Raw genomic sequence first — 19,242 nt, forward strand, 5'->3', positions numbered from 1 at the left:
GATGTGTATAAGAGACAGCCTCCATCCATCAGGCCAAAGGCCTCGAATGGCAGGCCGTCTTTGTCATCATGCTCTGCGAAGGCATGTTCCCCAGCCTGCGCTCCCTGGAATCACCCGGCGGCCTCGACGAAGAATACCGCCTGTTCTACGTGGCCATCACCCGCGCCCGCCACTTCCTCTACCTCTGCTACCCCGAAATGCATCTCTCCCGCTACGGCTCCGCCTACCAACCCCCCTCCTCCTTCCTCAAGGCCTTCCCCCAACCCCTGGTGGACCGCCACTCGCTGGACTGATCCGCCCCGCCCCCCTCAGTGCCACCACAACAGCAGCGCCATCCCCGCCACCGTCGAAACCACCGTCACAGGAATGCCGTATTTGGCGTAGTCCCAAAATCCCACCTCCACATGCTTCCGCGCTGACTCCACCACAATCAAATTGGCCACCGACCCCAGCAGCGTCAGGTTGCCCGCAAACGTCGTCGCCAGCGCCATCACCTTCCACATCAGCTCCGGATGCGCAAACTGCGGCATCCACTTCCCCGCCACCAGCACAAACGGCACGTTGGAAAATATGTTGGAGCCTGCCACGCTGAACCACGCAAAATTCCACGCCTGGCTGTTCACCGTCTGCCCAAACAACGGCCGCAGCCGCTCATAAATCTGATCCGGCAGCCCCGTGCTGTTCAAGCCCTCCACCACCACAAACAACGCCGCAAAAAAAACCAGCAAATGCCAGTCCACCTGCTTCAACGCCTCGTGCGTGTCCCGCCGCCCCAGCACCATCACCACCGCCCCGCCCCCCAGCGCCGTCCACGCCAGATCCAGCCCCGCCAGAAAGCCCCCAAACACCAGCGCCAAAGTAATGCCACAAACGGCCGTCAACCGCCGGTCCAGTGGCGGCGGCGGCTCCGCCGGCACCGTGATGCGGGCGTCCTTCAACACCTTCCGAAATCCCACACTCAACGTGATATACGCCATCGCCACCCCCAGCACCGCCACCGGAATCATGGACGCCGCAAACCGCGCAAACGGAATCTTGGATTGCAGCCCGATGATCATGTTCTGCGGATTCCCCACCAGCGTGGCCACGCTCCCCAAATTGGCGCTCATCGCCAAAGCCAGCAGGTACGGCACCAGCGGCAACCCACCCCGCACCATCACCCGCACCACCAGCGGCGTCAGCATCAGGCACACCGTGTCGTTCACCAGCAACGCCGACAACACCCCCGACGCCGTGATCAAATACAGCAGCAACCGCTGCGGCGTCCGCGCCACCCGCAGTATCCAGTCCGCCGCCCAGTCAAAAAAACCGGCCATGTACAAATAGGCCGAAATCAACATCATCCCCAGCAGCAGCACCAGCGTGTTGTAATCCACCGCCCGGTACGCCTCCTCCGGCGTCATCACCCCCCCCGCCACCATCAACACCGTCCCCAGCAACGCCGCCGCCGGACGGTTCAACGGCAGAATCTTCAACCGCCGCCCGCTGATCAGCAGATACGTAAAGGCAAATACTAAAATCGCGATCAATTCGCGCCGCGTTTGCTCGTCCATGGATGCGCTCCTCGGTTTGCTCGCCCCAACCCCGCCCGCCCAGCCGCCCCCTTATGGCCCCTCCGGCCGCAGCCGCACCTGCACCTTGGGATATTTGGATTTCACCCGCGGCGGCGCCGCCGCCTGCTTCTCCGCCTCCGTCGCCCGCTCGATGAACTCCATCTGGCTCCGATGCGCCGCCTCCCCCGGCGCGCGCGACGCCCGCTGGTACTGCCCATCCGGCAGCAACACGCTCGCCTTCACGTTGTCCCGCAACGGCAACGCCAGAATCTCCTGGATGATCCGCTCCCGCAAATTCCCGTCCTCCACCGGCCACATCACCTCAATCCGCTTGTAAAAATTGCGCGGCATCCAGTCCGCGCTGCTCAAATAAACCTCCGGCTGGCACGCGTTCTCAAAGTAAAACACCCGGCTGTGCTCCAGAAAACGATCCACAATGCTCCGCACCCGGATGCGCTCGCTGATCCCCGGCAACCCCGGCCGCAGGCAGCAGATGCCCCGCACAATCAGCTCCACCTCCACCCCCGCCTGCGAGGCCTCGTAAAGCGCGTCGATCACCTCTTTGTCCACCAGCGCGTTCATCTTCGCGATGATCCGCGCCGGCAGTCCCCGCCGCGCGTTCTCCGCCTCCCGCCGTATCAAGGCCACCACCCGCCCGTGCAGCTCAAACGGCGCCAGCACCAGCTTCTTCATCGGCAGATACTGGCAGACCCCCGTCAGCAAATTGAAAAAATTCGTCGCGTCCTCCACAAAATCCTCCCGGCACGTGAAAAAACCCACATCCGTGTACAGCCGCGCCGTGGTGGGATTGTAATTCCCCGTGGACAAATGCAGATAGCGCCGGATGCCCTCCTCTTCATTGCGCACCACCAGCGTCACCTTCGCGTGAATCTTGTACCCCACCAGCCCATACACCACATGCACCCCCGCCTCCTCCAACTGGCGCGCCCATTCAATGTTGTTGGCCTCGTCAAACCGCGCCTTCAGCTCCACCCCCGCCGTCACCTGCTTGCCATTCCGCACCGCCTGCCGCAACGCCCCCACAATCCGCGGATCCCCCCCCGTCCGGTACAGCGTCTGCTTGATGGCCAGCACCTGCGGATCCTCCGCCGCCTGCTGCAAAAAATCCACCACGCTCTGAAACGACTCATACGGATGATGCAACAGCACATCCTGCCGCCGGATCACCGCAAACAAATCGCTCCGCCCCCGCAACGCCGGCGCCACCCGCGGCGTAAACGGCGGATCCCGCAGCTCCGGCGAATGTTCCCCCTCCAGCAGCGCCATCAACCGCACCGGATTCATCGGCCCGTTGATCAAATACAAATCCTCCTCGCTCAAATTCAAATGCTGCAGCAGCTCCTGCCGGATGTCCTCCGGACAATCATGCTGCACCGCCAGCCGCACCGCATCCCCCCGCCGCCGCCGGTGCAGCTCCTCCGCCACCGCCTCCAGCAGGTTGGACACATCCTCCTCATCAATGTACAGCTCGCTGTTGCGCGTCACCCGAAACAGCCAGTGCCCCAAAATCTTGCTCCCGGCAAACAAATCCCCCAGAAACAAACCAATCACATGGCTTTGCAGAATGTAATCCCGCCTCCCATCCTCCCGCGGCAGCCGCAACAACCGCGGCAGATTCTGCGGCACCTGCACGATCGCCAGCCGGATTTGCCGCCGCTTCCCCGGCCCCTGCACCGCCAGCCGCACAATCAAATTCAACGACTTGTTCAGCACCAGCGGAAACGGATGCGTCGGATCAATCCCCATCGGCGTCAGCACCGGCCGCGCATATTTGCGATAAAAACCCTCCAAAAACGCCACATCCGCCCGGCTCAAATCCTTCGCCTCCAGCAGCCGGATGCCCCGCTCCGCCAGCGCCGGACGCAACACCTGATTCCAGCACCGGTACTGCTCCTCCACAAACCGGTGAATCCGCCGCGACAACGCCTTGAACAGCTCCGGCGGCGTGTATCCATCCGCCTCCCGCTGCCACACCCCGCTCTCCAACTGCTGCTTCAACCCCGCCACCCGCACCTCAAAAAACTCGTCCAAATTGGAGCTGGTGATCGCCAGAAACTTCACCCGCTCCAGCAACGGCACCGACGCGTCCATCGCCTCATTCAACACCCGCTGATTGAACTCCATCCAGCTCAACTCGCGGTTGAGATACAACGGTACTTCCACTGGGCTTTTCTCGGCCATGAACCAATCAAAGTACGCTACTATGCCATAAACCGGCTGTTTGGCGAGTGCAGAAAAAAACCGGCGCGGGCGCACTTTGCGGCCCCCGCCCCGCGCCGGACGATTCCTCTTCTCCTCCGCTTACCGCCCCATCAAATGCTCCAGCACCATCTGATCCAGCGCCTGGTAATCCCGCGCGGCGATCAGTTGCTGCGCCGCCTTCTCGTCAAACGTCCGCGCCTTCTCCACCAGCCGCAAAAACGTCGCCCGGCTGTTGATCAAATGCGCCATCCAGTGCTCCTCCTTGGTCGTGCGAAACGGATGCACATCAAACGCCACATATTCCCCCCGCCGCCCATAACCATTCCGCTCCAGCGCCCGCACCTGATTGAATGCCACCCGCAGATTGGCGCTCCCAAACGGTTTGTCCTGGTCAAACTTCAATCCGTTTTGATCGTTCAAATGAATGCTCCACAGCTTCCCGAACGCCATCGCAAAATCTATCTCGTCCGCCGGATCCAGCCCCGCCAGTATCGCGTGCGCCGTCTCAATCAAACACCCCACCCGCTTCGGATCACACGTCAGTTGCGCCAGCGCCAGCGCGTGCCCAATCGTCGGAATGTACGCCACATCCATCGGCTCGTTGGGCTTCGGCTCGATCGCAATGCGAATCTTCTTGTCGTACTCCAACTGCGCATCAATCGCCTCCACCAGATAATCCACACACTTCCGCGCATTCTTCGCCTCCCGCAGGTACGACCCCTCCCGGGCCAGCCACAGCACAATCAAATCCGTCCCCAGATACCGCGCCACATCAATGCACCGCTTCGACCGCTCAATCGCGTACCGCCGGCACTTCGGATCATTGCTCGTGTACGCCCCATCGATGGTCATCGGACTGAACCACAACCGCGGCGCCACAATCTCCGCCGCTATCCCCAGATCATCCAGCCGCCGCTTCAGCGCCTTCGCCTCCTCCCGCACCTGCGCCGCGCTCTTGTTGTCAATGTCCGGCACCGCGTCATCATCATGAAACATCATCGCATCGAAGCCGTGCTTCTTGAGCTGCTCCAGCTTCCACTCAAACGACCGCGCCTGCCGCGTCGGCGGCCCATACGGATCCTGACCTTCACTCAGATTCCACGGCCCGAAACAAAACTTGTAGTTGATTTTTGACATAGGCTTTCCCGCAACTAATACCCCCTTGCCTCCCCCTCGGCAAAGAAAAAAGGCCCCCCACCCCCCGCGCCAACTTCCGCCCCGCCCCCGCCCGCCTCCGGACGCCCGCCCCCATTCCCCGCTTGCCTCGCTCCCCCGTTTTGCCCTATTGATTTTTCATGGCATCGCGCAACCAAACTCCTGCCTCCAGCGCCCCGGCCCCCTTCAACCTTGGGGCCTTCCTCGACTCCTGCACCGAACAGGTCAACCGCGGCCTCGACCGCTTCCTCCCCAAGGCCACCTGCAAACCCGCCACCCTCCATCAGGCCATGCGCTACTCCCTGTTCGCCGGCGGCAAGCGCATGCGCCCCGCCCTTTGCTTCGCCGCCGCCCAGGCCTGCGGCGGCCAGCTTGAAGACGCCCTCCCCCTGGCCTGTGCCGTCGAGTGCATCCACACCTACTCCCTCATCCATGACGACCTCCCCGCCATGGACAACGACGATTTCCGCCGTGGCAAACCCACCAACCACAAGGTCTTTGGCGAGGCCATGGCCATCCTCGCCGGCGACGCCCTCCTCGCCCGCGCCTTCGAAATCGCCACCCATGCCCGCGGCTGGCCCCGCTACGATCACCGCGTCATCACCCTCGAACTCGCCAAAGCCGCCGGCTCCCTCGAGCTGGTTGCCGGCCAGGCGGCCGACCTCGAGGCCGAAGGCCAGCGCATCTCCCCCGCCCAGTTGCGTTACATCCACGAACGCAAAACCAGCGCCCTCCTCTGCTGCTCCGTCCGCCTCGGCGGCATGAGCGCCAATTGCACCCCCGCCCAGCTCGCCGCCCTCACCGACTTCGGCTACCATGTCGGCCTCGCCTTCCAGGTCATTGACGACATCCTCGATGTCACCCAAAGCAGCGAAAAACTGGGCAAAACCGCCGGCAAAGACCTCACCGCCCAAAAAGCCACCTACCCCTCCATCGTCGGCCTCGAAAAATCCCGCCAAATCGCCCGACGCCTCACCCAACGCGCCTTCGCCGCCCTCAAGCCGTTCAAAGGCCGCGCCGTGGCCCTCGAAGCCCTCGCGGAATTTTTGCTCAAACGCGACCGCTGAACCCCTCCACCCACCGCCCCAGGCCTCTTCCCCGCGTTTGCGTTCGGCCCCTTTCGCGTGTAGGCTTAAACGCACGAATGCGTGGAACTTTTCTGCTCCTGTGGTGCTGTGCAGCCCTCGGGCTGTCCAGTCTCGCCCCTCTTTTTGCCTTTTTCCCCCCTGAAAACGAGCCGCCCCCCAGTGTGGACCGCCGCCTCGAAGCCCGGCGCGCCCTCGCCCGCCAGGCCCTGCCGCCCGAAGACAAAACCCCGGCCCCGCCCAACGCCCGCGTCACCTACGATGAGCTGCTCCAAACCCCTAAGTTCATCCTCCCGGAACACGGTTTCCTGACCGAACCCTTGGAATCCACCCCGCCGCCCGCGGCCCCCGGACTCACCCGCGCCGCCCTCCCCCCGCCACCCGACCCCCATGCCCCCGTCAAAGTCTTCCTCGCCCGTCATGCCGCCTTCTTCAAGCATGGCCCGGAGATCCTCGACACCACCCGCCTCGAACGCGACTACATCACCCCTCACAACGGCCAGCGCACCGTCGTCTGGCAGCAACAACTGGACGGCCTCGATGTCTTCGGCGCACGCCTGATCGGCCACCTCACCGCCCGCCGCGAACTGGCCGCCCTCTCCAGCGAACTGCTGCCCCAAGCCGCCAAAAAAGCCCCACCCGCCCACCGTCAACGCGCCCTCCAGGGCACCCCCGCCCTCTCCGCCGCCCAGGCCCTCCGCCTCGCCCTGACCGATGTAGGCGATAATGTCCCGGAAGATTTCCCAGCCCAAATCGAGCTGGAAACCCCCGCCCGCCCCGACCGCCGCCAACACCTCACCACCCCCGCCACCCTGGGTAAGGCCTCCGCCCGCCTGGTCTGGCTCCCCCTCAATCCCGAGGAACTCCGCCTCGCCTGGGAAGTCGTCTTTTACGCCCGCTCCTCCGGTTTCCTCTTCCGCTCCGTGGTGGATGCGGAAAACGGCCGTGTCTGGCTCCGCCATAGCCTCACCAAATACCAGGCCGAACCGGCCTCCTACCGCGTCTTTACCGACCGCAGCCCCCGCCCCATGTCCCCCGGCCACTCCACCCCCTCCACCCTCGAGCCCGACATCGTCCCCCGCCAGCTCGTCACCCTCACCGCCCTCAACACCAACGCCAGCCCCCTGGGCTGGCTCAGCCCCGGCGACACCGAAACTCGCGGCAACAACGTCACCGCCCACACCGACCGCGACGGCAACAACGAACCCGACCTCCCCCGCCCCACCGCCAACAACCGCGTTTTTGATTTTCCCCTCGACTTGAACACCAGCCCCACCAACTCCTCCGCCGCCTCCGTGGTCAATGTCTTCTACTGGTGCAACTTTGCCCACGACCGCTTCTACGAGCTGGGCTTCACTGAAAGCGCCGGCAACTTCCAGCAAACCAACTTCAACCGCGGCGGCCTGGGCGGCGACCCCGTCATCGCCGATGTCCAGGACGGCGAAGGCTTCAACAACGCCAACTTCTCCACCCCCCCTTACGACGGCATGTCCCCCCGCATGCAAATGTACATCTTCAACGCCCCCCACCCCGACCGCGATGGCGCCCTCGACGCCGAGGTCATCCTCCACGAATACACCCACGGCCTGAGCGAGCGCCTCGTGGGCGCCGGCTACGGCATCGTCGAATCCCAAACCGCCGGCATGGCCGAAGGCTGGTCCGATTTCATGGCCATGGCCCTCCTCAGCCACCCCCAGCAAAGCCTCGCCAGCAACTACCCCTTCAGCGCCTACGTCGCCCGCATGTTCGGCGGCATCCTCGCCGAAAATTACTACTACGGCCTCCGCCGCTACCCCTATAGCACCAACCTCGCCGTCCACCCCCTCACCTTCAAAGACATTGACCCCACCCAGGCCAGCTTCCACTTCGGCGTGCCCCGCAACCCCGCCATCGGCACCAGCGCCTCCCAGGTCCACAACCAGGGCGAAGTCTGGTGTGCCGTCCTCTGGGACATGCGCGCCAACCTCATCGCCCGCCACGGCTTCGCCACCGGCAACTGGCTCGCCATGCAACTCGTGGTGGACGGCATGCGTAATTGCCCCGCCAACCCCAATTTCTTGCACGCCCGCGACGCCATCCTCCTCGCCGACCGCATCAGCTTCCAGGGCGCCAATCGCGCCGAAATCTGGGCCGCCTTCGCCCGCCGCGGCATGGGCGCCATGGCCAGCTCGCCCCCCAGTTACACCACCATCGGCATCGTCGAAGATTTCAGCCTCCCCGAAGACTTCGACATCTCCCCCACCTCCGAGCAAACCATCAACGGCACCGTCGGCGGGCCGTTCTCCCCCGCCACCCTCACCTTCGACCTCATGAACGCCGGACGTGCCCCCTTGTCCTGGTCCGCTTCCGCCACCCCCCTGCTCAAATTGTCCGCCACCAACGGCGTCCTCCAGCCGCAAAGCTCCACCCCCCTCGTCGTCTCCCTGTCCGCCATCGTCACTGAACTCCCGGCCGGCACTTACACGCAGCAGGTTTTCTTCGCCAACACCGCCACCGGCTCCAATCAAATCCGCAACCTCCGCCTCGTCATCCGCCAGGAATCCTCCTTCCTCGTCGAATTCTTCGACCACGCCGATTTCGACCTCGAATTCACCACCCTCACCTTCACCCCCGATGATTCCGCCGCCGGCTTCCAGGTCTGCCGCCAGCCCGCCTCCGCTTTCCCCACCGACCCCGCCGGCGGCGACCGCATCTTCCTCGGCGATGATTGGTATCTGCCCCTGACCCTCACCAACGGCCGCACCGTCTCCCTCTTCGGCCAGCGCACCAACATCATCTACATCAGCAGCAACGGCCACCTCACCACCCGCATGGGCAACACCCAATATTTCCAGCCCGAGCTTTCCATCTTCTACGAACAACCCCGCGTGGCCGCCCTCTATGCCGACTTCCACCCCGGCCAGTCCAACCTCTTCACCGGCACCCTCGACGCCCGCGTCAGTTGGCGCCAGCTCGACGACCGCCTCGCCGTCACCTGGCAGGATGTCCCCGAATACGGCATCCAAAACTCCAATTCCTTCCAAATCGAATTGTTCTACCACGGCCCCATCCGCATCACCTGGCTCCGCATGGATGCGCGCAACGGACGCACCGGCCTGGCCCCCGGCCGCGGCGTGCCCACCGGCCTCGTCGAAACCGACTTCTCCAGCTCCCCGCTCTGTGGACGCCAGCTCTACCTCGCCGTCCAAAACGGCCTCGAAGGCCAGGGCGCCCTGCCCCAGGCCGGCCGCGTCTCTCTCCCCGAGCCGGTCACCAACGACGTGGAAGTCACTCTCCTCTCCGAAAACACCGCCGAAATCATCCTTCCCTCCTCCGTCCTCATCCCCGCTGGCCAGACCAGCCAGTGGTTCACCGTCGTGTACCCCGATGACCCCCTGGTGGACGGCCCCCGCCGCACCCGCCTCCACGCCAGCGCCCCCGGCTTCAGTCCGGCCCAAACCCTGGTCACCGTCCTGGACAATGAAATCGCCCAGCTCGACCTTTCCTTCCCCTCCATTCTTAACGAAGGCGCCGGCCTCGTCGCCACCGCTGGCGTCCTCCGCGTCACCCCCGCCCCCGACGAAGCGCTCATCGTCCGCCTGTCTTCCCTGGCCACCAACCTCGCCCAAATCCCCGAACCCGGCTTCGTCATCCTCGGCGCCGGCCAGCAGCAAGTCCCCGTCCCCGTGCGCATCCTCGACAACAACCTCATCGAAGGCCTCACCGCCGCCACCCTGTCCGCCCGCGTCGAAGGCTGGCCCCCCGCCAGCGCCAACCTCCTGATCCTGGACAACGAACCCCGCCAACTCTCCCTGCAAGTCCCCGCCCGTGTCGGCGAAACTTTCGGCACCCTCACCAACGCCGGCCGCGTCAGTGTGGCCGGCCCGCTCACCTTCGACCTCGTAGTCCTGTTGCAAAGCTCCCAGCCCACCCGCATCCTCGTCCCGCCCACCCTGACCATCCCCTCCGGTCAGAGCCAGGCCTTCTTTAACCTGCAAGTCCTCGATGACCAGCTCCGCAATCCCACCAACACCGTCCTCATCACCGCCAGCGCCCTCGGCTTCACCAACGCCACCGCCACCCTGATCATTGACGACAACGAAACCCTCGCCCCACCCACCCTCACCTTCCCCGCCCACCAAGCCGCGCAGCTCCGTGCCCCACTTCTCCTGCAATGGAGCGCTGACTTCGGCGAGCTCCTCCTCAACGGCGGCTTTGAAACCGGCGATTTCACCGGCTGGTCCAACGCCCCCAGCCCCGATGGCAGCGCCTTCATCCTTAACCACGGCTCACTCCTCACCGCCCAGGGCGCCGGCCCCTTCCCTCCCATCGCCGGCCGCTTCGAAGCCCTCTCGCATCCCTTGAGCGCCGGCCGCCGTGAATTGAGCCAGTGGATCCAGCTCCCCGCCATCCCGGGCGTTCTCAACCTTTCCTGGCAGCACACCATCCGCAACTACGCCGAGGGCTTCAATGCCCAACACCAATTCCGCGTCGAATTGCGCGATGCCTCCGGCACCAACCTCCTCGCCACCCTCTTCTCCACCCAACCCGGCGACCCCCTCATGCAATCCCCCGTGCAACGCTCAGCCAACCTCAACCCCTGGCAGGGCCGGAAAGTCCTGCTCGCCTTCGTCGCCGAAGACAGCCTCGGCTGCCTGAATGTCTCCGTGGACAATGTCAGCCTCGCCTTGCTCCCGCCCGAACCCGTCACCTTTGAAGTCTATCTCGGCCTCACCACCAACCTCACCGCTACCAACTTGTTGGGCGTCACCACCAACAAATCCTGGCTCGTGCCCGGCCCCCTCTCGCCGCTCACCACCTATTTCTGGCAGATCGTGGCCGTACGCGGCGATGAACGCAGCCCCAGCCCCATCCGCAGCTTTACCACCGCCGGCGCCGCCCCCCCGCCCCAGATCAGTTTCAATCTCCCGGGCAACTACTCCACCGTCACCATCCCCTCCAACGTCCTGCTCAACGTCACCGCCTCCGCCCCCGCTGGCGTGGTCAAAATCAGTTTCTACGACTACGACACCAAAATCGGCGAAGTCTCCTCCCCGCCCTACACCCTCAATTACCTCCTGGGCACTGCCGGCCTCCGCCAGCTCCGCGCCATCCTGCTCGATGGCAACGGCCAGGAAACCGTCTCCCCTCCGCTCTTCCTCGTGGCCCGCGCCGCCGGCGCCCAGCCCATCACCTTCATCCCCGCCGGCGCCCCCTGGCGATACTTGGACAACGGCTCCAATCAAGGCTCCGCCTGGCGCCAGCGCGACTTTGACGACTCCTCCTGGAAAATCGGCCGCGGCCGCTTCGGCTATGGCCTCGGCGGCGAAACCACCCTCCTGGACTTCGGCCCGGACCCCGACAACAAATTCGTCACCACCTACTTCCGCACCATGTTCACCAATCACGCCGACCTGTCCTCCCTCACCCTCAAACTCATCGCTGACGACGGCGTGGTGATCTGGTTCAACGACCTCCCCATCCGCATCAACATGCCCCCCTTGTCCGACATCACCTACAACGACCGCGCCGAATCCGAAGTCACCGGCCCCAACCAAACCAATTTCGTCACCTACAGCCTGCATCCCTGGATCCTGCCCCAGGGCCCCGTCCTGCTCGCCGTCGAACTGCATCAACACACCAATAACGGCCCTGACCTCGCCTTCGACCTCGCCCTGGAGGCCCTCGGCAATTATCGTCCCGTCGTCCAACTCACCGCCCCGCCGGCCGGCACCCTCCTGCCCCCCGGCCAGCCCCTCGCCCTCCAGGTCCTCGCCTTCGACCGTTACGGCCAGATCACCCGCGTCGAATATTTTGCTCACGACACCAAACTGGGCGAAGCATCCTCCTATCCCTACTCTTTCATCTGGACCAATCCCCCTCCCGGCACTTTCCCCATCACGGCCGTGGCCACCGACAATAACGGCGCCGCCTCCACCTCCGCCCCCGTCTGGATCTCCTTCGGCGGCCCCGCCCTCCTCCCCCCCACCACCAGACCGGGCGAACTGCTCCTTTCCTGGCCTGCCGCACCCCCGGAGTACCTCCTCGAATCCGCCTCCCGCCTCGAACCGCCGGACTGGCAGCCCCTCACCAACTCACCCACCGTCTCCAACGGCCTCCGCCAGCTCCTCCTCCCCTTGGACGGCCCCCAACGTTTCTTCCGCCTCCGCCGGCCGTGAGCCCCCATTCTGACTTGACCTTGCCGCGGATGACGGGGATTTTATACACATGAAACACCCTGCATTATTCGCCACCCTCGGGGCCTGTGTCGCCGCCCTCCTCGCCCCCTTCACCCTCGCCGCCCAGTCCATCACCACCGCCTCCCTCATCGAAGAAATGGTGGATTTGCGCAAAATGGCCGAATTCCCCAATCCCCCCTATACCTGCAAACAATTTTCCAGTTACGACCGCGCCTCCAAAAGCCCGGCCGATGAAAAATCCTGGTTCGCCAACGCCGACGCCGGCCACTACCTCCGCGTCGAGGACCGCGCCGGACGCAAAGAATATGTCATGATGGACGCCCAGGGCCCCGGCGCCATCGTGCGCATCTGGTCCGCCAACCCCGCCGGCGTCCTCCGCATCTACCTCGACGGCGCCGACAACCCCGTCATCGAAGCCCCCATGACCGATGTCCTCGGCGGCAAGTACCCCGGCTTCCCCTCCCCCATCGCCGGCGAGCGCAGCAAGGGCTGGAATCTCTATTTCCCCATCCCCTACGCCAAAAGTTGCAAAATCACCAGCGACAAGGGCGGCTTCTATTATCACGTCAATTACCGCACTTATCCCCCCGGCACCCCCGTCCAATCTTTCTCCGCGGAAACCCTTAAAAATCTCTCCGCCCGCATTGAAAAGCTCGCCGCCCAGCTCGCCGCGCCCCGCTCCATCGCCGCCCCCGCTGAAGGCCGCGTCGAGTCCTCCGAACTCCGCCTCGACCCCGGCGAATCCACCGAAGTCCACTTCGAAGGCCCCGCCGCCATCGCCGGCATCGTCGCCCGCGTCAAGGCCGCCCAACTGGACAAAGCCCTGCGCGGCGTCCTCGTCCGTGTCGAGTTCGACGATCAACCCTGCATCGCCGCCCCCCTCGGCGATTTCTTCGGCTCCGCCCCGGGCATCAACCCCTTCGCCTCCCTCCCCCTCGGCATGACCAAAGACGGCGAAATGTACTGCCATTGGTTCATGCCCTTTACCAACAACGCCGCCATCACCCTCCAAAACACCACCGACCAGCCCGTCACCATCCAGGGCGAAGTCGCCCTCCAAAAATACCAATGGTCCACCGCCTCCATGTACTTCCATGCCAAATGGCGCGCCCAATTCGACGTCCCCACCCGCCCCATGCTCGATTGGAATTACCTCACCGCCAAAGGCCAGGGCGTCTTCGCCGGTGTCTCCTTCGCCATTGATAACCCCGTCAAAGACTGGTGGGGCGAAGGCGACGAAAAAATCTACGTGGACGGCGAATCCTTCCCCAGCCACTTCGGCACCGGCACCGAAGATTATTACGGCTACGCCTGGTGTTTCCCCGGCCTCTTCACCCACGCCTACCATTCGCAATCCCGCTGCGACGGCCCAGGCAATTACGGCCGCACCAGCGTCAACCGCTTCCACATCCTCGACCGCATCCCCTTCACCAAAGATTTCAAATTCGACATGGAACTCTGGCACTGGCATGCCCAATGCAAAGTCAACATGGCCGTCACCGCCTACTGGTACGCCAAACCCGGCGCCTCCGATGCCTTCCCCCCGCTCCAACCCGCCCAGGCCATCGTCCGCCCCATGCCCGAATACGTCGTCCCCCGCGTCGCCGGCGCCATCGAAGGCGAACGCATGCGCATCATCCGCGTCAACGGCACCGTCGGCCCCCAGGATTGGGACGGCCTCAGCGCCGGCGTCCACCTCTGGTGGCACGCCGGCATCAAACCCGGGGACAACCTCGTCCTCGGATTCCACGTCCCCAAAGCCGGCAAATACCGCGTCCTGGGCCATTTCCTCAGCGCCCGCGACTACGGCATCCACCAGCTCGCCATCAACGGCAAAAAATGCGGCGAACCCATTGATTTCTACAACCCCGAAGTCCGCCCCACCAAAGAACTCGACCTCGGCGTCCATGAATTGAAGGAAGGCGAAAACGAATTTACCGCCACCGCCGTCGGCGCCAACGACAAGGCCGTCAAAGCCTTCATGTTCGGCCTGGATTATCTCCTCCTCAAACCAGCCGAATAACCGGCACGCCGGCCTGCCCCCCACAGCCTGGCCTGCGCCCGCCTCCCCCCTCGGAGGCCCGCAGACTTGCTTTTTGCCCGCCATTGAAGTTACATTGCTCTGGTGGCTATTGTGGCACATGAGCCTGGGATGCGAAGCGGGCGCAAGCCGCCCGCAGGGAGGCTTCCATGAAAATCCTGGTCGTCGAGGATGACCCCATCGTGGCCACCATCTACAGCCGCGCTCTGGACAAGGCCGGCTATCAAGTGGATGTCATCCCCGACGGCTCCGACGCCTTCCACGCCCTCCACACCAAGGGCTACGACCTCGTCCTCCTCGACATCATGCTCCCCAACATGGACGGCATGGCCATCCTCCGCCGCATCCGCGCCCAAAAAAAATTCGAGTTCCTCCCCATCATCGTCATCACCGGCGTCCAAAAAGCCTTGCAGGCCCAAATCCTCAACGCCGGCGCCACCCTCGTCTTGTCCAAAGGCGAAGTCTCACCTCAAAAATTGGTGGACGCCGTCAAAGAGCAGTTGGCCACCGCACCCCAGCCGCCCCTGGAACTGCTGCCCGACCCCGTCGCCGAAGCCCTGGCCCAACAACGCCCCGATTTGCGTACCCAAACCACTCCCCCACCGTCCTCCGCCCCCTTGCAGCTCCGCCTCGCCGATAACCCCGACTCCCCACCCCCGCCCAAACTCAAGCTCGACGGCCTGAAAGACCCCGACGTCAAAATCACGGAGGACAACGACGCCAGCCAGAAAAAAGGCGGATTTTTCAGCCGACTGTTTGGCAAAAAATAATCCCTGCCCCCCGGCCATCCGCCAACACGTTTCCCCCCGCCCCGCCACAAACTCAGTTGCCAATGACGCCCCGCTAAAGTATCGCTATCCCTCGTCATGCGGCAGGCACGGCAACGACTCGTTCTCCGCTCCGTCTTCGGAGCCTTCGCCATCTTCTGCCTCGCCTGCCTCATCTTCGCCGTACCCCCACAGCCCCGCCCCGGTGGAACCAACCCTCCCGAAGCCTCCTACCGCCATTATCTCCTCCGCAATTCCACCAATGGCCCCGTCTCCGTCCATGTCGTGCGTCTGAGCCTCCAGCACCCCTGGCGCCTGACCACCGTCTCCGCCAGCCAGCGCGAAGACGGCCTCGCCACCTTGCGCGAAATGATCGAAGCCGTCCCCGGCCCCCCTCCCCTGGCGGCCATCAACGGCGATTTCTACGCCCGCAGCGGCTTCGTCCCCGGCGACCCCCGCGGCTTGATGCTCAGCCACGGCGAACTCCTCAGCGCCCCCTCCGGCGGCGCCGTCTTCTGGGTGGATAAAAAAGGCGAATTCCATCTCGACCTGGTTAAATCCCGCTTCACCCTCGCCTGGTCCCCCACCCAGGCCGAACCCCTCGGCCTCAACGAAGCCCTCCGCGGCACCCGCCCCGTCCTCTATACCGCCGCCTACGGCCGCGCCACCCCTCAAACCACCGGACGCCTCGGCCGCGAAATGGTTTTGGAACCGTTGGATGCCCCGCCCCCCACCCCGCTCCGCCCAGGCACCACCTTCCGCGCCCGCCTCCAAACCGTCAGCGAAACCGGCGGCACCCCGCTCGGCCCCCACACCCTCGTCCTGGCCGTCTCCACCAACTGGATCGCCAAAAATTTCCTGCCCCTCCCCGGCATGACCCTCCGCATCACCCTGGACATGGAACCCCCCTTGCTCGACGCCCTCACCGCCATCGGCGGCGGCCCCATCCTGCTCCAGGGCGGACGCCAACTGGTCCACGGCGATAAACCGCCCCATCCCAAATTACCCAACACCATCAAACACATCTGGGACCGCCACCCCCGCTCCGCCCTCGGCTGGAATCGCGACGCCCTCTTCCTCGTGGCCGTGGACGGCCGCCTGCCCGGCTGGTCCGACGGTTGGAAAATCCCTGAGCTTGCCGGCTTCATGCGCACCGAATTGCGCTGCCGCGAGGCCATCAATTTCGACGGCGGCGGCTCCACCTCCCTCTGGTTTGACGGCGAGCTGCGCAACACCCCCGCCGACGGCGAAGAACGCCCCCTGGCCAACGCCCTGTTGATCTTCCGCTGACCCGCCCCCCGGCGCGCCCCCTCAGAATCTCCCCGGCAGCATCCCCCCAAACCGCATCATCTTCTTCTGCAGCTTCCCAAATTTCTTCATCATCTGCTGCATCTGGTAATACTTGTTCAGCAGCGTGTTCACCTCCGCCACCGTCACCCCGCTGCCCCGCGCTATCCGCTGCCGCCGCCGCGCATTCAGAATGGACGGATTCCGCCGCTCCTCGCGCGTCATCGCGCACAAGATCCCCTCCATCCGCCGCAACTCCTTTTCCGACTGGCTCAAGTCATTCTCCTTCGCCATCTCCGTGCCCCCCGGCAGCATCTTCACAATGTTCTCCAGCGGCCCCAGCCGCTTCATCTGCCGCAACTGCTCCAGAAAATCCTCCAGCGTGAACTGCCCCTTGCGCAGTTTCTCCTCCAGTTTCTGCGCCTCCTCCAAATCCACCGCCTCCGCCGCGCGCTCCACCAAACTCACCACATCCCCCATCCCCAATATGCGCGACGCCATCCGCTCCGGATGAAACGGCTCAAAATCCTCCAGCTTCTCGCCCACGCCCACATACTTGATCGGCCGCCCCACCACGCTCTTGAAACTCAAGGCCGCCCCGCCCCGCGCATCCCCATCCAGCTTGGTCAAGATCGCCCCCGTCACCCCCAAAGCCCGGTCAAAATGCGTCGCCACATTCACCGCCTCCTGCCCCGTCGCCGCATCCAGCACCAGCAAAATCTCGTCCGGCCGCACCAGCTCCTTCAACCGCACCAGCTCCTGCACCAGCGGCTCATCAATCTGCAGCCGCCCCGCCGTGTCAAATATCACCACCCCCCGATGCTGCTCCCGCGCATACGCCAGCGCCTCCCGCGCAATGCGCAACACGTCTTTCTCGCCCCGTTGCACAAACACCGGCAGATTCAACTGCCGCCCCAGCGTCTCCAACTGATCCATGGCCGCCGGCCGATACACATCCGCCGCCACCAACAACGGCTGCCGCCCCTGTTTCTGCAGCAGCCGCGCCAGCTTCCCGCTGCTCGTCGTCTTCCCGCTCCCGTGCAGGCCCACCATCATGATCCCCGCCGGATTCCCCTTCAGCTCCAACCCGCTGTTCTCCGCCCCCAGCAGCGCCACCAGTTCATCATGGATGATTTTGACGATCTGCTGCCCCGGCTGCACGCTCTGAATCACCTCCACCCCCAGGGACTTCTGTTTCACCCGCTCGATGAAATCCCGCGCCACCTTGAAATTGACGTCCGCCTCCAGCAGGGCCATCCGCACCTCGCGCAGGGAGTCCGCCACGTTGCTTTCCGTGATCTTCCCCAGCCCGCGCAGGTTGCGGAACACTTGCTGCAGTTTGCTGGACAATGCATCAAACATGCCCTCAACCTAGTGGCTGCCCCCCACGCCGACAAGCACGAATCCGCCCCCCCCTCCCACCCCCTCGCGCCTTTGGACTGGCGCCGCCCGCCGCCCCGGCGCATATTCTCCCCATGACAATTGGACCGGTGGAAATGCAGCCCTCCACCTCCGACCTCGTGCAGCAGGTCGCCGCCATCTTTGGGCCCGATGGCTTGCTCTCTCACTCCCCCAACTTCGAGTACCGCCCCCAGCAACAACAAATGGCCATCGCCGTCGCCGAGGCCCTCCTCAAAGGGCAACATCTCGCCGTCGAGGCCGGCACCGGCGTCGGCAAAAGCCTCGCCTACCTCATCCCCGCCATCCTCTACGCCGTGCAGTACGAAAAAAAGGCCGTCGTCTCCACCTACACCATCAATCTGCAGGAACAGTTGATGGACAAGGACCTCCCCATGCTCGCCGCCATCCTGCCGGTCAAGTTCAGCTACTCCATGCTCAAAGGCCGCGCCAATTACCTCTGCACCCGCCGCCTCCACAAAGCCCTCCAGCAGGCCGAAAGTCTCTTCACCTCCTCCGAATTCGAGGAGCTTAAACGCATCCACGAATGGAGCCTCCAAACCAGGGACGGCAGCCTCTCCGACTTCGAATTCGAACCCAACCCCCGCGTCTGGGAACAGGTCTGCTCCGAACGCGGCCTCTGCTCCCCCAAACTCTGCGGCCCAGGCTCCGATTTCGCCCAAAACCACACCCCCTGCTTCTTCCAGCGCGCCCGCGCCCGCTTTATTTCCGCCGACGTCCTCGTCCTCAACCACACCCTCTTCTTCACCCTCCTCAACAGTCTCGAGGACATCAAGGACGAAGGCCTCCTCTTCAACAACGACTTCATCATCTTCGATGAAGCCCACAATCTGGAGGCCGTCGCCTCCCGCAACATCGGCGTCTCCGTCGCCAACAGCCAGTTGCGCTGGGCGCTCCAAAAACTCTGGAACCCACGCACCGAAAAAGGCCTCCTCGCCACCCTCCGCCGCGGCCGCGAAGTCCAGTTGGTGGCCGAAGTCTTGAAAGCCGGCGACGATTTCTTTGCCCAAATCGAGGCCGCCTGCAATCAACTGGCCGCCCAATGCGCCACCGATCCCTCCTCCAGCCCCGCCCCACGCCGCCGGGGCCGGGCCAAATCTGCCGACGCCTCCCGCGCCTGGGGCGAGCTGCGCATCCGCCGCCCCGACCTCGTCGCCGACACCCTCTCCCTCCCCATCCAGCGCCTCCGCGACGCCATCAGCGATTTGATCAAAACCAGCGATGACAAGGAAACCGGCCAGGAACTCGCCGAAGCCAACCGCCGCCTCCTCGAGCTCCGCGATGGCCTGGCCGCCTTCCTCAGCCAGTCCGCCGAAGACCATGTCTATTGGGTGGAACGCGCCGGCAAAACCCAGAACATCATCACCCTCAACGCCGCCCCCGTGGACGTCGCCGAGTACCTCCAGCGCACCCTCTTCCGCGCCAACACCTCCGTCATCATGACCAGCGCCACCCTCGCCTTGAGCGCCACCACCACCCCCCCCCCCCCCCACGCCCCCCCCCCCCCCCCCCGCCCCCCCCCCCCCCCCCCCC

At 64.4% G+C, this 19,242-nt stretch carries 10 protein-coding genes and 3 pseudogenes; 9 read left to right on the forward strand and 4 right to left on the reverse strand.

All coding sequences use genetic code 11. From position 1 onward, the window contains the following. The first annotated feature begins 23 nt into the window (after window positions 1-23). A complete protein-coding gene (locus tag N3J91_06250) occupies window positions 24-293 on the forward strand; it encodes a hypothetical protein (GenBank protein ID MCX8156032.1) in 270 nt (89 codons plus the stop codon). Window positions 294-308: 15 nt separating this feature from the next. On the opposite strand, the gene N3J91_06255 is transcribed toward N3J91_06250, so the two are convergent. The 3 genes from N3J91_06255 to N3J91_06265 all read right to left on the reverse strand — a co-directional run bounded on the left by N3J91_06255 (window position 309) and on the right by N3J91_06265 (window position 4,913). After that, entirely contained in the window at window positions 309-1,553 is a 1,245-nt protein-coding gene (locus N3J91_06255; protein ID MCX8156033.1) for an anion transporter, read from the reverse strand. A gap of 51 nt (window positions 1,554-1,604) precedes the next feature. Next, on the reverse strand, window positions 1,605-3,755 hold the full coding sequence (gene ppk1, locus N3J91_06260; protein ID MCX8156034.1) for a polyphosphate kinase 1: 2,151 nt from the start codon (window positions 3,753-3,755) through the stop codon (window positions 1,605-1,607). A gap of 120 nt (window positions 3,756-3,875) precedes the next feature. Beyond that, window positions 3,876-4,913, reverse strand: coding sequence for a TIM barrel protein (locus N3J91_06265; protein ID MCX8156035.1), 1,038 nt, complete (start codon window positions 4,911-4,913; stop codon window positions 3,876-3,878). 158 nt (window positions 4,914-5,071) lie between these two features. Between N3J91_06265 and N3J91_06270 the strand changes: the two genes are divergently transcribed. The 6 genes and pseudogenes from N3J91_06270 (at window position 5,072) to N3J91_06295 (ending at window position 16,293) form a co-directional block, all read left to right on the forward strand. Beyond that, window positions 5,072-5,998: a polyprenyl synthetase family protein gene (locus tag N3J91_06270; protein ID MCX8156036.1), complete on the forward strand. Its 927-nt coding sequence runs from the start codon at window positions 5,072-5,074 to the stop codon at window positions 5,996-5,998. A gap of 660 nt (window positions 5,999-6,658) precedes the next feature. Continuing rightward, window positions 6,659-6,820 (forward strand): annotated as a pseudogene (locus N3J91_06275) (SPOR domain-containing protein). Between the two features lie 320 nt (window positions 6,821-7,140). Next, complete coding sequence (locus tag N3J91_06280) at window positions 7,141-12,174, forward strand: M36 family metallopeptidase (GenBank protein ID MCX8156037.1); 5,034 nt, start codon at window positions 7,141-7,143, stop codon at window positions 12,172-12,174. A 49-nt stretch (window positions 12,175-12,223) separates the two neighbouring features. Then, complete coding sequence (locus N3J91_06285; protein ID MCX8156038.1) at window positions 12,224-14,218, forward strand: DUF2961 domain-containing protein; 1,995 nt, start codon at window positions 12,224-12,226, stop codon at window positions 14,216-14,218. Window positions 14,219-14,385: 167 nt separating this feature from the next. Then, window positions 14,386-15,006 (forward strand): response regulator, encoded by a 621-nt coding sequence (locus tag N3J91_06290; protein ID MCX8156039.1) that lies wholly within the window; start codon window positions 14,386-14,388, stop codon window positions 15,004-15,006. Between the two features lie 96 nt (window positions 15,007-15,102). Next, the gene (locus tag N3J91_06295) at window positions 15,103-16,293 is read left to right on the forward strand and encodes a phosphodiester glycosidase family protein (GenBank protein ID MCX8156040.1); all 1,191 of its coding nucleotides are present in this window, start codon (window positions 15,103-15,105) and stop codon (window positions 16,291-16,293) included. A 21-nt stretch (window positions 16,294-16,314) separates the two neighbouring features. Here N3J91_06295 and ffh read toward each other — a convergent pair whose 3' ends face one another. Next, entirely contained in the window at window positions 16,315-17,652 is a 1,338-nt protein-coding gene (gene ffh, locus N3J91_06300) for a signal recognition particle protein (GenBank protein ID MCX8156041.1), read from the reverse strand. A 242-nt stretch (window positions 17,653-17,894) separates the two neighbouring features. On the opposite strand from ffh, the pseudogene N3J91_06305 reads away from it, so the two are divergent. After that, window positions 17,895-18,533, forward strand: a pseudogene (locus tag N3J91_06305) (DEAD/DEAH box helicase). Window positions 18,534-19,167: 634 nt separating this feature from the next. Further along, window positions 19,168-19,242 (forward strand): annotated as a pseudogene (locus N3J91_06310) (polymer-forming cytoskeletal protein).

The organism is Verrucomicrobiia bacterium, from assembly GCA_026414565.1.
Lineage (GTDB): Bacteria > Verrucomicrobiota > Verrucomicrobiia > Limisphaerales > Fontisphaeraceae > Fontisphaera.